At 42.1% G+C, this 13,393-nt stretch carries 17 protein-coding genes and 3 pseudogenes; 9 read left to right on the plus strand and 11 right to left on the minus strand.

What is annotated here, in order from left to right; genetic code table 11:
- Positions 1-92 precede the first annotated feature (92 nt).
- Positions 93-425 (plus strand): hypothetical protein, encoded by a 333-nt coding sequence (locus NSP_RS08190; protein WP_017803974.1) that lies wholly within the window; start codon positions 93-95, stop codon positions 423-425.
- Positions 422-784, plus strand: coding sequence for a hypothetical protein (locus NSP_RS08195; protein WP_006194713.1), 363 nt, complete (start codon positions 422-424; stop codon positions 782-784). The genes NSP_RS08190 and NSP_RS08195 overlap by 4 nt, the downstream gene beginning before the upstream one ends.
- Positions 785-834: 50 nt before the next feature.
- On the opposite strand, the pseudogene NSP_RS23980 reads toward NSP_RS08195, so the two are convergent.
- From NSP_RS23980 to NSP_RS08215, 4 genes and pseudogenes are all read right to left on the minus strand, one after another.
- Positions 835-1,020 (minus strand): annotated as a pseudogene (locus tag NSP_RS23980) (hypothetical protein); the annotation flags it as partial.
- A 230-nt stretch (positions 1,021-1,250) separates the two neighbouring features.
- Complete coding sequence (locus NSP_RS08205) at positions 1,251-1,508, minus strand: hypothetical protein (RefSeq protein WP_231859555.1); 258 nt, start codon at positions 1,506-1,508, stop codon at positions 1,251-1,253.
- Positions 1,509-1,745: 237 nt separating this feature from the next.
- Positions 1,746-2,192, minus strand: a pseudogene (locus NSP_RS08210) (malate dehydrogenase); the annotation flags it as partial.
- Position 2,193: 1 nt separating this feature from the next.
- A pseudogene (locus NSP_RS08215) lies at positions 2,194-2,493 on the minus strand (hypothetical protein); the annotation flags it as partial.
- Positions 2,494-2,781: 288 nt separating this feature from the next.
- On the opposite strand from NSP_RS08215, the gene NSP_RS08220 reads away from it, so the two are divergent.
- The 3 genes from NSP_RS08220 (at position 2,782) to phnE (ending at position 5,651) form a co-directional block, all read left to right on the plus strand.
- Complete coding sequence (locus NSP_RS08220) at positions 2,782-3,756, plus strand: phosphate/phosphite/phosphonate ABC transporter substrate-binding protein (protein WP_006194707.1); 975 nt, start codon at positions 2,782-2,784, stop codon at positions 3,754-3,756.
- A gap of 323 nt (positions 3,757-4,079) precedes the next feature.
- Complete coding sequence (locus NSP_RS08225; protein WP_006194706.1) at positions 4,080-4,823, plus strand: phosphonate ABC transporter ATP-binding protein; 744 nt, start codon at positions 4,080-4,082, stop codon at positions 4,821-4,823.
- Between the two features lie 33 nt (positions 4,824-4,856).
- Positions 4,857-5,651 carry a phosphonate ABC transporter, permease protein PhnE gene (gene phnE / locus NSP_RS08230; RefSeq protein WP_006194705.1) on the plus strand — a complete coding sequence of 265 codons (795 nt, stop codon included), beginning with the start codon at positions 4,857-4,859 and terminating at the stop codon, positions 5,649-5,651.
- Here phnE and mdh read toward each other — a convergent pair.
- Complete coding sequence (gene mdh / locus NSP_RS08235; protein WP_006194704.1) at positions 5,643-6,599, minus strand: malate dehydrogenase; 957 nt, start codon at positions 6,597-6,599, stop codon at positions 5,643-5,645. The two genes, phnE and mdh, sit on opposite strands and share 9 nt — an antisense overlap.
- Before the next feature lie 83 nt (positions 6,600-6,682).
- On the opposite strand from mdh, the gene NSP_RS08240 reads away from it, so the two are divergent.
- On the plus strand, positions 6,683-6,910 hold the full coding sequence (locus NSP_RS08240) for a PIN domain-containing protein (RefSeq protein ID WP_006194703.1): 228 nt from the start codon (positions 6,683-6,685) through the stop codon (positions 6,908-6,910).
- A gap of 117 nt (positions 6,911-7,027) precedes the next feature.
- Here the strand turns inward: NSP_RS08240 and ndhO are convergent, their stop codons facing one another.
- From ndhO to NSP_RS08260, 4 genes are all read right to left on the minus strand, one after another.
- Positions 7,028-7,243 (minus strand): NAD(P)H-quinone oxidoreductase subunit O, encoded by a 216-nt coding sequence (ndhO, locus tag NSP_RS08245; protein ID WP_006194702.1) that lies wholly within the window; start codon positions 7,241-7,243, stop codon positions 7,028-7,030.
- A 287-nt stretch (positions 7,244-7,530) separates the two neighbouring features.
- Positions 7,531-8,373 (minus strand): DNA-formamidopyrimidine glycosylase, encoded by an 843-nt coding sequence (locus NSP_RS08250; RefSeq protein ID WP_006194701.1) that lies wholly within the window; start codon positions 8,371-8,373, stop codon positions 7,531-7,533.
- A 90-nt stretch (positions 8,374-8,463) separates the two neighbouring features.
- A complete protein-coding gene (locus tag NSP_RS08255) occupies positions 8,464-8,676 on the minus strand; it encodes a photosystem I reaction center subunit IV (protein WP_006194700.1) in 213 nt (70 codons plus the stop codon).
- 244 nt (positions 8,677-8,920) lie between these two features.
- Positions 8,921-9,505 carry a PAP/fibrillin family protein gene (locus NSP_RS08260; RefSeq protein WP_006194699.1) on the minus strand — a complete coding sequence of 195 codons (585 nt, stop codon included), beginning with the start codon at positions 9,503-9,505 and terminating at the stop codon, positions 8,921-8,923.
- Positions 9,506-9,735: 230 nt separating this feature from the next.
- Between NSP_RS08260 and NSP_RS08265 the strand changes: the two genes are divergently transcribed.
- Positions 9,736-9,975: a DUF3134 domain-containing protein gene (locus NSP_RS08265; RefSeq protein WP_006194697.1), complete on the plus strand. Its 240-nt coding sequence runs from the start codon at positions 9,736-9,738 to the stop codon at positions 9,973-9,975.
- Positions 9,976-10,092: 117 nt separating this feature from the next.
- Positions 10,093-11,190, plus strand: a complete 1,098-nt coding sequence (mraY, locus tag NSP_RS08270; protein ID WP_042201697.1) for a phospho-N-acetylmuramoyl-pentapeptide-transferase — start codon at positions 10,093-10,095, stop codon at positions 11,188-11,190.
- Between the two features lie 348 nt (positions 11,191-11,538).
- Here the strand turns inward: mraY and NSP_RS08275 are convergent, their stop codons facing one another.
- The gene (locus tag NSP_RS08275) at positions 11,539-12,042 is read right to left on the minus strand and encodes a MogA/MoaB family molybdenum cofactor biosynthesis protein (protein WP_017803976.1); all 504 of its coding nucleotides are present in this window, start codon (positions 12,040-12,042) and stop codon (positions 11,539-11,541) included.
- A gap of 100 nt (positions 12,043-12,142) precedes the next feature.
- Positions 12,143-12,481, minus strand: coding sequence for a photosystem II reaction center protein Psb28 (psb28, locus tag NSP_RS08280; RefSeq protein WP_017803977.1), 339 nt, complete (start codon positions 12,479-12,481; stop codon positions 12,143-12,145).
- Positions 12,482-12,915: 434 nt separating this feature from the next.
- Between psb28 and NSP_RS08285 the strand changes: the two genes are divergently transcribed.
- On the plus strand, positions 12,916-13,323 hold the full coding sequence (locus NSP_RS08285; protein ID WP_017803978.1) for a tetratricopeptide repeat protein: 408 nt from the start codon (positions 12,916-12,918) through the stop codon (positions 13,321-13,323).
- Positions 13,324-13,393 lie beyond the last annotated feature (70 nt).

A 13,393-nucleotide genomic window follows, 5' to 3' on the forward strand; every position in this document is an offset into this window, starting at 1 on the left:
CCGACTTCTTGAAGAAGTCGGGGATCTTTCTATTCGTAAGTTAATAAATAAAGATGTTATTGGCGTACAATTGAGTTAATGCAGTCTTGATCATGAGGGTTAATAATGTGACGCAATCAACGCCGAAACGATCCTTAAGGCGAGGAAGAATTTTTCCTGAACTGACTTCAACACCAGAGGAACGGGCTAGGCGTAAAGCTGAAGATGAAGTAGTTTATCGCCGTTGTCGCGCTGTATTTGACCGTGTGTGTCCTGAATTAATTACAGAACACTATGGCTGGTATATTGCTATAGATCCAAATAGTGGTGATTATTTCGTTGATCAAGATAAAGAACAAGCTCATAAAAAAGCCTTGCAAAAGTACCCAGATGCTATACATTACGTTTTTGGTCTGAATGAAACAGGAACCACTGGCACAATATGATTCAGGGTATTTTTGGCAGTAGAGGGCAACTTTTTTTTGAACTTGATTTGATTACCTCTGATGGATTAAATTTGCCTGTGGATGCCCTTTTAGATACGGGTTTCACAGGCTTTATGGCAATTAATATCCAAGATTTAGAGGGTCTTGATTGGTCTTATCTTGGTAATGAACCACTGCGGACTGCACAGGGAGAGGCAAGATTTAATATTTATTCAGGTCAGGTTTTATTGGATGGACAGGAGTATGAGATTCCTGTTTGTGCGGGGGATGAAATCACAGAGGTTTTATTAGGTTCAGAGTGGCTGAAAATTTTGCCTTTGGTGGTGAATTATCAGGCTGGTATTTTGAGTTTGGGTTAAGATTTAACTAACCGCAGAGGCGCAGAGAACGCAGAGGTAAGAGAATTGTGTTATTTGGGGGTGGTTGGTAGGTCGCGGAGAAAGTAAAAGCGATCGCTCTTCCAATCTTTTCCTTTTTCTCTTCCTAAATAGCCTGTAAGGGGTGAGGAAAGTTCTATTAAGATTTCGTGCATTTCTTCTGTTGTTAGCGGTTGCGGTGGTTTTGACTGAATATAAGCTACCCGTAGAGCATCAACAGCCAAAACAAGAGCCTTGATAATTTTTGGCAAAATAGGCAAAAATAAGTGTACATCAACGTTTCGAGTAAAAGGTAACTGATACCAATTCTGTATGAAGATGCAATGAATTAAGAGAAACAAACCGCAGAGACGCAGAGGACACAGAGAGAAAAAGGGTTTAAAAATTCGGCGCAACCTCACAAAGAGATGGTATGAGAATCTGAAACCCTTGTCCTAATGTGAATACATTAAGAAAAATTTCGTCCCCAAAACATGCTGCAAAGTCCAAAAATAGCTGTACCGAAAATTGCCGTGACAATTTCTAGTTTTCCTGTGATTACTGCAACGATTAATACCAACATAAATGCAATAAAAATAAACCAACCAAACTGTCTTTTCGTGTTTGCTTGCTCTATTATCGCTTTACTACCTAAAATAGTTAACACCAGAGATCCCACCGCTAACAATTCCAACACCAACATTTTTGTCATTATTTTGACGCTCATAACGTTTATGCGATATTGCAACTTATATTTAGGACTTACGCAAGAACTCTCTGAAACCCTCTTGACTTCGTGTCCTTTGTGTCCTTCGTGGTTCGTTTTTTCATAATTTTGCGTAAGTCCTGATATTATTTAATTTGCCAATTTATCACCCATATTCCACATCCTCAACTGTCACACATAAACAAAACAGTGGTGATAGTTTTTGTATACGCGATTTCTAGTCGCCTGGAAAAATGCTTAATTCATTGCCAAAATTTTCTGCGCGGGATCATATTGATCCCGCACAGATTGCGCCGAAATCTGCACAGCTTCTCTTTCCCCATCAGTGAGATGCAATTCCAAAATATTCTCAACTCCAGCGCAACCCAAACGACAGGGAACGCCAATCACAACATCATTTAAACCATATTCGCCTTGTAAACAAGTCGCCACAGGTAACAACCGCGACTGATTCAACAAAATTGATTCCACCATCACACTCGCAGCAGAAGCAGGGGCAAAAAATGCTCCACCAGTCCGCATCAATTCCACAATTTCCGCGCCCCCGTTGCGGGTTCTCTCTCCCAAACGGGCAATTGTGGCTGTATCCAATAATTATGTGATGGGAATGCCGTTAACAGTAGCATAACGCGATAAAGGAAGCATTAAATCACCATGCCTACGCAATACCATCGCCTTGACATCACCAAGTACCAACAATAGTCCCTTCAAACTTAAAATCACCACTCCTCAAACTCTCACCTAGAACCTCCAAACCCTTGGGAGAAGTTAAAGAGTATCCAGTTTTGGAAATTGCGATCGCCCCTTCAGCCTGTAATTCCGCGAATATATCCTTAAAATCTGCTACCTTCTTACCCTTAGATATAATGCGCTTCGTTAGTTGACCCTTCTTTACTTCCTGCTTTATTGCTCCCAAATCCCACAAAGCCAGCAGCAGACGTGTTTTAGCTTGGGTAGCCTGTAAAAGATTTTGTCCCGCACCCATACCGTGTTTCCTATTTGACTAATATTTATAATCATAATGTTATTTGATGTGTTTGGCTAGAAAACAAAAATCGGTACGCCCAAATCTAACTCAGAGGTGGGGCGCTTCATAGCTACTCTAGGGAAGCATTTCCCGAATTGACCAATGGTGTGTAATTTATATCTACCCCAAGTATTTCTTATACATTTCCTCTTGACTTTAATTCTTAAAAGCTCTAAATTCTTTTATTGGGATAATTGACAATAATTAACGATATTTTTGCAAAGAGTTCTTAATCAAGAGGGGCAAATGAGTCTAAGCCAAAAAAGCTTATTAAGTGCTGGCGCAGCATTAATAGCACTAATGGGTGTAGCAGTTACCACTGTTACTGGAATCCAAGCGACAACAGCTAATTCCGTTTCTAATCAGCAAGCACCGCGCTTAATCGCAAGCAAACTGAGAAATTTAACCATAGTTTTTCCTAGTCGTGCTGATTCAACAGATTTGCAATCTAAGGCAAATGCTGTAGCCACTTTTTTAACTAAAGAAATGGGAATACCTGTCAAAGCACAGATAGGTGATGATACAGCTGCGGTGGAAGCTTTGAGAGCAAATCGGGCTGAGGTAGCTTTTTTAAGCAGTCGTCCAGCCTTGAAAGCTGAAGAATTGGCAAATGCTCGTTTGTATCTAGCAGAGGTACGCGATAACTACTCCGGTAGATTTACTTATGATTCAATATTTGTTGTCCGCAACAATAGCCCCTTGAGGAGTGGAAGTAATGCCAAAACAACCCTAGAACAACTAAGAGGTAGAAGAATGGCATTTACATCTCCTACTTCAGGCTCTGGGTTTATTTTTCCTGTGAGTGAATTAGTAAAACAGGGATTTGTCCCCAATCGCGATCGCGTTGATACTTTCTTTGGTCAAGTTGCTTATGGTGGTAGCTACAGCAAAGCCTTACAAGCGGTAGTGCGCGGTCAAGCAGAAGTAGCTGCTGTTTCAGAATATGCTCTGTTACCACCTTATATTACAGAAGAAGAAAGGAAACAGTTGCGAGTCCTGTATAAAATTTCTGGTGTACCTGCTCATGGTATCGTCATTGATGATAAAGTTCCCGCAGATCAAAGAGAAAAATTGATTAACGCTCTACTTAAGTTAAATCAATCAGAAAATAACCAACTGTTACGTGGCTTGTATAACTCTACCGAATTGGTGAGAGTGGATCACAATCGTCACCTATCACCAGTTCGTCAAGCTCTCCAGCGTGTGGGGATGGAACCTTAGAATTATTCCTGTATACGTAGGGGTAGGATAGAATTTTTGCTAAACCTGCCCTTAGAGGGTGTTTGAAAAGTGGTTGTCTGTGATTTTAGGCACTCGCAGATCCCCCCTAGCCCCCCTTTTCAAGGGGGGAATTAGAATCAAAGTCCCCCTTCTTCTACGCCGAAGGCGCATCCCCGAAGGGGTTTAGGGGGATTTAGGGGGATCTAGAATGTTTTGCTACCAACAATAGGACTTTTAAAACATCCTCTTACAAGAGTTATGATTATTATTCTGAACTCTTAACTTTTATATCTGTAAATTGATCAAATTGACCGAGGCAAAGGATGAGTGATTACGTAATTGAATGTCACAACTTAGAGACGGCTTATGTTGGCTCTTTGAATCGTCCGATCCTCAACAATATTAACTGTCAAATTAAGCAAGGTGAATTTGTTGTACTGCTAGGACTCAATGGTGCTGGTAAATCTACATTACTGCGATCGCTTGTAGGATTAGTACCATTAGTCAGGGGAGAAGTTTGCATTAATGGCGTGGCCATAAATAACCGCACACTTCCCCAAATACGCCGTGATCTAGGAATGTTATTTCAAGGCGGTGGGTTAATTCCCCAGTTATCAGCAATTGAAAATGTATTATGCGGTAGGCTTGGCACAAGAACAACTTGGCAAACACTATTCGGCTTTCCTAAACGCGATCGCCTCCTAGCATTAGAATTACTCGAACAGTTGGGTTTAAGAGACTTAGCCTATCAAAAGACTAGCAAACTTAGTGGTGGTCAGCAACAAAGAGTAGCGATCGCTCGTGCTTTAATTCAATCACCAAAAGTCCTTCTAGCAGACGAACCCACCACCGGCTTAGATGTTATGGCTACCCAACAAGTAATGGAAGCTTTAGCCAAATTACACACCGAGCAAGGTATGACCATTGTCACAGTTCTACACGACTTAGGAATAGCCGCCAAATATGCCCAACGTGCGATCGTTCTCGATTCCGGGTGCATCGTTTACGAGGGACCTTGCGATAACTTGCAAGCCCAATTTGTGGTCAATAGTCAAAGCCCACACTAATTAAATAAATTTATTTGCACCGACCTACTGATAATGAGTTATCTACCAATTTCTAAATTTCTCCGCCGTTACTCTTGGGTAAGTCCCTTAGTCATTTTATTAATTGTTGTTATAATTTATGCTTGGGCTTTGCAAGGACTTCAGCTGAATTTTGAACTGCTGACATCTAGCGCCCCCTACATTGTTGATTTTATTTCCCGCTTATTTCCTCCCGATTTTAGAGTTCTTGATATTGCCATCAAAGCACTGATTGAAACTGTACAGATGTCTCTTTGGGGAACAACCATTGGGGCGATTATCTCTGTACCCATAGCAGTTGCTAGCGCCCGTAATGTTGCTCCTACTTGGCTGCAATGGCTAGCTAATTTGCTGCAAAATGCTGTGCGTTCTGTCCCTTCAATTATTTTAGGACTAATTTTCGTTGCCGCCACAGGTTTAGGCGCACCAGCAGGCACTCTGGCTTTAAGTATATATACTATCGGCTATCTAGCCAAGTTTTATCAACAAGCCATTGAAGCAGTTGAGCCTCGCTCTTTAGAATCTTTAGAAGTTATAGGCGCATCTCGACTCCAAATTGCTCAGTATGGAATTTTACCGCAAGTGCTACCCCTGAGTTTAGGTTACACCTTATGGATGTTTGAATACAATATTCGTGCTGCTTCTGTGTTGGGTGTAGTAGGTGCAGGAGGTATTGGTTTTCAGTTAAAAAGTTATATTGATGGGTTTGAATATAACAAAGCCACAACCATGATGTTAGTACTTTTAGTAGTAGTAACAGTGATAGATGGTTTCAGCAGCAAGTTGCGTCGCCGCCTTGAGTCAATTTAAAATTTCCAGCGCCCGATTAATATTATCCCGCACAGATTGCGCCGAAATCTGCAAAGCTTCTCTTTCTCCATCAGTGAGAGACAATTCCAAAATCTTCTCAACTCCACCGCAACCCAAACGACAGGGAACGCCAATCACAATATCATCTAAACCATATTCACCCTGTAAATAAGTCGCCACAGGTAACAACCGCGACTGATTCAACAAAATTGATTCCACCATCACACTCGCAGCCGAAGCAGGGGCAAAAAATGCCCCACCAGTCCGCATCAATTCCACAATTTCCGCGCCCCCGTTGCGGGTTCTCTCTACCAAACGAGCAATTGTGGCTGAATCGAGTAATTCTGTAATGGGAATGCCGTTAACCGTCGCATAACGCGACAAAGGAACCATTAAATCACCGTGGCTACCTAATACCATCGCCTTGACATCAGCCGGTAATACCCCTAATTCTAAAGCAATAAAAGTTTCAAATCGGGCTGAGTCCAACACCCCAGCCATACCCATAACTCGGTGACGTGGTAAACCTGTCGCTTCCCAAGCTAAATAAGTCATCACATCTAAGGGATTAGTGACTACTATAAAAATAGCATTGGGAGAATAGGCGATCGCACTCTTAGCAGCGTCTACTACAATTTTGGTATTAATTTTCAGCAAATCATCCCGACTCATCCCAGGTTTGCGAGGAATACCCGCAGTAATTACCACAATTTCGGAATCAGTTGTATCAGCATAATTATTCGTCCCCATAATCTGCCGATGATGTAACTCAATACCCCTAGCCTCCATCAAATCCAATGCTAAACCTTGAGGCATTCCCTCCACAATATCCAGCAACACCACATCTGCAAGATTTTTCTCAGCCACGCGTTGGGCGAGACTACTACCAACCTTACCAGCACCAACGATGGTGACACGAGGTGAACGGCATAGAATAGAAGAAATCATAATAATTTGTAATTAAGAAAGTTAAACTCTATTGGCTTGAGCCAATTCTTGAAGCATCAGACATATTATAGATTAATATTACTTTGGCTAAATTATCAAAGGTAGGTAGTCAAAATGAGTGCAGAACAAGACTTATTAACCAAGTGGCGTTCCCTTCCGCAAGACAAACAAGAGATGGTTTAGCCGCTATGGACGCGCTTCATGTAGCTGCGGCGTTGTCAGTTGGCGCAGAGGAATTTGTGACAAGGGAGAAAAAAACCAAGCCGATGTTTAGAGTATCTAGTCTTAAAGTAGTTTCTATTTTTGATTAATTGTTTTTGGTTGATATTCTAGACCAATAATAACTTAACCGTATTGGGTATAAAATAAAATATTGAAACCTGCCGAAGCAGGTTTTGTTTGTGTAGGTTCAGACCAAAATTTGAGAGTTAGTTAAATTCTTCAAGTTGATCTAAGCGTAACCAAATATTTGGTGTTGGCACTTTCCCGAATTTGACCAGAGCGTAATCACCTTTCATATCGACAATTTCGCCCTGGCTGTCAAACAAATAGGAAGGAAAGCGGGTATCACTGGCTTTTGCTTCCAGACTGTTTTCCAACTTCTCGCGGACAGCGCGAACCATGTCTCCCTTTTTGACTGCCATAAATTGCCTCTTGAATTTGTGGATCGTTTTATGAGGATTTTAACTTGTAGCCAGATGCAATTTCACTTAAGAATATCTTGAACACAAAGGAACCTCTCCCTCCCAACCTCCCTCTCCTGCAAGGAAAGGGAGGAGCAACGGAAAATTCGGCTTTTTACTCCCCTCTCCGCGTCGGAGAGGGGTTGGGGGAGAGGTCAAAAAGACTTGTCGAACTCGCGTTAAGAATATCTTGGCGACAAAGGAACAAGGCAAATATTCCACTCCCCATTCCCCACTCCCCACTCCCCTCAATGTTGACATTGGGGGCAGAAATGACTAGAACGCCCGGCTAATTTAATGCGCTGTATGGGAGTACTGCAAACTCGGCAAGGTTCGCCACTGCGGTTATAAACCCAAGCCACACCGCCATAATTACCGTTAACCCCCTGCACGTTGAGGAAGTTACTAAAGGTTGTACCCCCTGCGGCAATACTGGTTTCTAAGACTTGAATGATGGTTGTATGTAAACTCTGAATTTGCTCTAACTGCAAATCTATACAGAGGGTAACTGGTAAAATTCCACTTTTAAATAATGCTTCGTCAGCATAAATATTACCTAATCCTGCCACCACTGATTGATCTAATAGTGCGGTTTTGATGGGACGACGGCGATTTTGTAATTTACTGGCGAGATACTCAACGGTGAATTCTGGTGAAAAAGGGTCTACAGCCAGTTTTGCTAAACCAGTCATGATGGTTTCTACTGCGACTCCTGGGGGAACCCACCACATTTGACCGAAGGTGCGCTGGTCTACAAAGCGTAATTCTTGCTCGTCCCCAAAGAATAATCTTACCCTGGTGTGCTTGTGTAATGGTTCATTTTGATTTACCCACAGCAGTTGACCGGTCATTCGTAAATGAACACCCAGCCAGTGGGTTTGGGGTGAGGGTGTGAGTTCAGCTAAAAGATATTTACCACGACGATGCCAAGAAGCGATCGCACTGCCGATAATTTTAGGAGTAAACTTATCTACAGAAAGCGGGTAGGCGATGGTACGGTCTAGCAACACATCTCCACCCGTAATTTTTTGGTGCAGGGTCAATTGATTCAGACCCCTGCGGATTGTTTCGACTTCAGGCAGTTCAGGCATTTAAGCTGATTAAACAGGCAAGTTTTAGGTAATGGATGATGGTGGGTTAAGGATTATCGTCCTAACCCACCCTACAAGTGCTACAAGCGCTTATTTTTTCGCTTTCGCCTTTGGTGGTTCGACCTCAACTAATTCGTCTATGGCAAAGTTGTTGGTGTTGATACCAGAGTAGTTGACTTTATCAAACCGGACAATTGCTGCGTATTTGATGCCGCTTTGGTCGATAGTAGCCACAGTGCCTACTTCTTGAAACCAGTAGGATTCGGGGCGGAGAATACGTACTTTAGAACCACGTTGAACCATGAGTATCTTCCCTTTTAATTATTGATTGCCAATATATGGGGCTAATTGATTTCACTTTACATCGTCTAGGTCTCGCCTAGAGGCTTTGTTAAGTTATTTATCTGATACCATGATCCTGCCTGATCTCTTCCTTTGAGGACTTACTAATTGCAAAACCCAAATTTAATATAGGTGTCACACCCCCCTTGACAAAAGCGAGATGATAGCGTAATTTCATTCGGATAATACACCAATTAAAGAAAATTTATGTTTTACTCAAAACAAACACGCTACCCTCGTTACCCCTGCCTATTCGCAAATCGCTGTCTATATAAGTGATGTCCAACCAGCCTTGCTGTTTATCACTGTTTAAGGGTGTATCAATAGCCGGAAATTTTTTACCAGACTCAATTTGCTGGATAAATTCGGCGGGCGATTTGTAATCTATTAAACGTTTTAAACCCAGAATTGAGCGCTGAAATTTTACTTGGACACGTCTTTCGGAAACTGGTTCAAATTTCGCAGCTACACTAACTAATCCTTCGAGATAAGGTAAGCCATAAATCTCGGCTATGTTATAAACGCTGGTAGTGTTGACCCGGATACACTGATAAATTTGACCAAGTTTACATAAGGGGATGCGATCTAGGTTTAAAAGTGCTTTGCTGCTGGTATATATTAAGCGCCAATCACCATCGAGCAAATTGCTCGCTTCTAGGGGACGAGGCGTAGGATTCAAGTCTTCCAGGTTAGCGATCGCCGCTAAGATAGCCTGTTTTTGTGGTTCACTGGCGAGTAAACCGCGATTTGTCCCAGCGATCGCATCAATGAGATTTGCTTTACCGATCATCGTCTGTCACCTCAAAAATCATCTACCTGAACTCGATTTTAATGTCATATGTATAGAGGCTTACAAAACACTAATAATTTATTGGAGGTTGTTTTACCACTATTAAATAAAATATTTCTGTCAGTTTACGGATTTATTAATCAAGACATGAATGGATAATTTAATTATCCCTTCTCAATGATAGACTTCTTAATGTCTAGTTACATGAACCTTTTTGTGTTTTCGTAGATATGTTGAATTCTCCTTTAAGTGAAGAACCCCGCAACCAACGCGCCCCAGTAATTCCATTAAAGCAAGAGTCCTCCATGATGGACTGGTTGCAAACTCAAGGTCGGCTGGTAGCGCGTAATATTCAGGAAACAGAGTTTTCACAACAAGAAGCAGAAATATCGGAATTCTTGAGTTCAGAAGAAGGAATCGAGGATTACGATATGGATGATGACAGTGATGTGAGTATAGATGAAGATTAGCCTATTGAGGCTGGGGACGATTACCGCAGCGCCAAGTTGATTTGATCTGTGCTGTATGAGGTAAGATCCATTGTCTTCATTGTGGAATTGTAAAAGTGTGGAGTGAAGGGAATTTTTGTGGACGCTAAATTATCTCCTAATCAAGGAACAAATATTTCGGGTATTACCTTAGCCTCTGGTTTAATGGTAGCCCTGAGTATAGTAGCATTGGCATTGGATTGGCTGGGTCATAGAATGCCCTGGCAAGGGATGTCACTGACATTACCATTCTTGGTGTGTGCGCTGAGTTCAGCCGCTCTGGGTTTTGTAATTATACCACTGCTGCAAGCGCTGAAAACTGGGCAAATCATCCGCGAAGATGGCCCCCAAGCCCATTTAAAAAAAGCTGGGACACCAACGATGGGGGGTATATTTTTCGTCCCGGTGGCTGTGGCGATCGCCTGTATATGTTCTCATTTTGCCACAGATGTACTTGCCGTCTCCGCTTTAACTCTCAGTTATGGATTTATCGGCTGGCTTGACGATTGGCAAATTTTGCGCCGCAAATCAAATAAAGGCATCTCCCCGAAGATGAAACTGGCGTTGCAAATTGGATTTGCAGCATTGTTTTGTCTATGGCTGATGACTACTCAGGATTCTAATATTACAAATATCGCTTTACCTGGGGTAAGCTTTGCCATACCTTTAGGATTTTTATTCTGGCCTTTGGCTGGCTTTGTGCTAGTAGCAGAAAGTAACGCAACTAATTTAACTGACGGTATTGATGGTTTAGCAGCCGGAACAGTGGCGATCGCCTTACTAGCGTTAGGTGCGATAATTGCCCCAGCTTACCCTGGATTGATGGTTTTTTGTGCTGCATTAAGTGGCGGTTGCTTAGGTTTCTTAGCCCATAACCGCAACCCAGCCCGTGTATTCATGGGTGATACTGGTTCCTTAGCACTGGGTGGGGCTTTAGCTGCTGTAGCATTATTGACTAATACTTTGGTCGCGCTGTTTATTCTCAGTGGGATTTTCTTTGTAGAAACCCTTTCTGTGATCGCCCAGGTAGGTTATTACAAAGCCACGAAGGGACCCGATGGTAAAGGTAAGCGTTTATTTAAAATGGCTCCTTTACACCATCATTTAGAATTGAGCGGCTGGTCAGAATTACAAGTAGTAGCTGTGTTTTACATAATCGCTGCTATTTTAGCTGTCATTTGTTATGCGATCGCCTAGCACTCCATAGCGATCGCACCTGTTTTAAATATTGCACTTTTGAAAACATAATTTAAAAATATAGCAACCGCCAAGGTGGTTAGGACATGGCAAAAGTCTCAAAGCCAGTCACAGCAAGTATTTCAATTTTGACTTTTGACTTTTGACTTTTGACTTTTGCTATAACACCCCACCCCTAACCCCTCCGGTGCAAGCGAGGAGGGGAACTGGATTTCCGCCGGGAAAGAATAGGGTAAAACTGAAGCCTCGCCTCAACCCAATTCGTTAAATATTTAATATTGTTCCTACTCCCTCTCCTTACCAAGGAGAGGGACAGGTTTTGCATAGCAAAACCAGGGTGAGGTTCTTCTACATCCGCATCTGACTCACCAAATGAGCCATTTCTGGCAAAATCAGCTTTTCCATCCCCAATCGCACCGCATTACTAGAACCGGGAAGAGAGAAAATTAACTTATTGTGATAAACTCCAGCCACAGCGCGAGAGGCGATCGCCCGTGAACCAATTTCCTGATAACTTAAAAATCGAAACAACTCCCCAAATCCGGGTAAAGTTTTCTCTAATAATTTCTCAATCGCATCATAGGTGGTATCTCTGGGAGCGATACCAGTACCACCATTGCATATGACTACATCTAAATTAGTATTATTACCCAGCAATTCGATTTGTGCTTGAATCTGGGTTGGCTCGTCCTTGATGATTTTGTATACTCCCACAACATGGTCAGCCGCCATCAGCAATTGCTGGATAATTTGACCACTTTTATCAGTTTCTGGGTTACGAGTATCACTGACTGTAATTACAGCACAGGTGACGGTGTTTCCTGGTGAGTCGGGGTGTGGTTGTGGTGACACGACGATTAGGGAGTAGGGGGAAAGACAAAGAAGATAGAGACGTTGGATGTAACGTCTCTACAAAAGTGATATCAGAGGCATATTGGAATACCGTCGATATCTATTCAGCTTTGTTAAATCCCAAATCGTTTTGTTCAGCATACCGTTCCATGAAACGCATAAAGCGATCCCATTCTTCGGCGGACTTCATCACATGAACTGCTTCTAGTCCTTCTGGCTTACCGTTGACAAATTTACCCTTAACTTCGCGGGTAACTATTTCGCCTTCTTCGTCAATCAGGTACATCCCGGTAACTTCGTCGCTGCTACCTTCGGCCAATATTTGGGGATTGGTAAAGATAAACGTTGCTGTACCACTGTCCCCAGTGCGCGATCGCGTCAAGCGGACTTCTGGAGTTACTTCTTCGTCTTTACCCTTAGAAAACTGAATTTTGACCATGATCTATGTATTTAAAATTTTGTCATTGTAATGCTTAACTTTTTATTCTCTCATTTTTTGGGAAATGCTGAAAACCCTGATATTTTTAGCTCATATCCCTTGCTCATCTGCTTGGCATAGCACAAGTTACTCAATAATGCAATGAATAAACTCAAAAAAATTCCCCTTGGGGTGTAAGCAAAAAGGAACCATATTAAGCTAAAAAATATCTAGGTTGCATATTTAAATTAATTCCAACTCTTGTGGGGAGGGCAAAGATGCCCGCCCATGTTACTAACAGCTTATCATCTATCTCTGCATTCAAATTGCTCAAATTTCGGTTAAATCTCCCACAAAAAATGTCGAGATGTTGTGTTAGTTTCTGCGGTATTGTGGGTATGCTCTTTAGTAGGGGCTGAAATTACCTAAGTATTTTCTACAGGAAGTAAGAACACATGGCTAGTTCAGGGGAAGATTATTTCATTGTCCGTCAGCAGAAAACCGAACGGAAAAAGAAAATTATATCAATAATATCGCTGATTGGATTTGGTGGTTCTATACTGTTTGGGGCATTTAGTACGATACAACAAGCTATCCAAGCTCCCCAGCCTCAGCCAGCAGCAACCATACCTGTTGAGTCTTCATTGCAAGAACAAGCCCGTGGTTATGAGTTGGTATTACAACGAGAACCAGAAAATCAAGTTGCACTAGAGAAACTGTCTTTATTGCGGATACAATTGCAGGATCTTCCCGGTGCGATGGAACCGTTGGAGAAGTTGACAAGTTTGCACCCTGAACGGCAAGATTATCAGGTGATGTTAGAGAAGGTTAAGAAATGGCAGATGGAGAGCGATCGCCCTTAGAGTTATCTACTGCTTTCAATAGAAACACGATTATCTCTAATAAAAAAGAAGACAAAAATTTAATTAAGTC

Origin of the sequence: Nodularia spumigena CCY9414, assembly GCF_000340565.2 — a bacterium.
Taxonomy (GTDB): Bacteria; Cyanobacteriota; Cyanobacteriia; order Cyanobacteriales; family Nostocaceae; genus Nodularia; species Nodularia spumigena.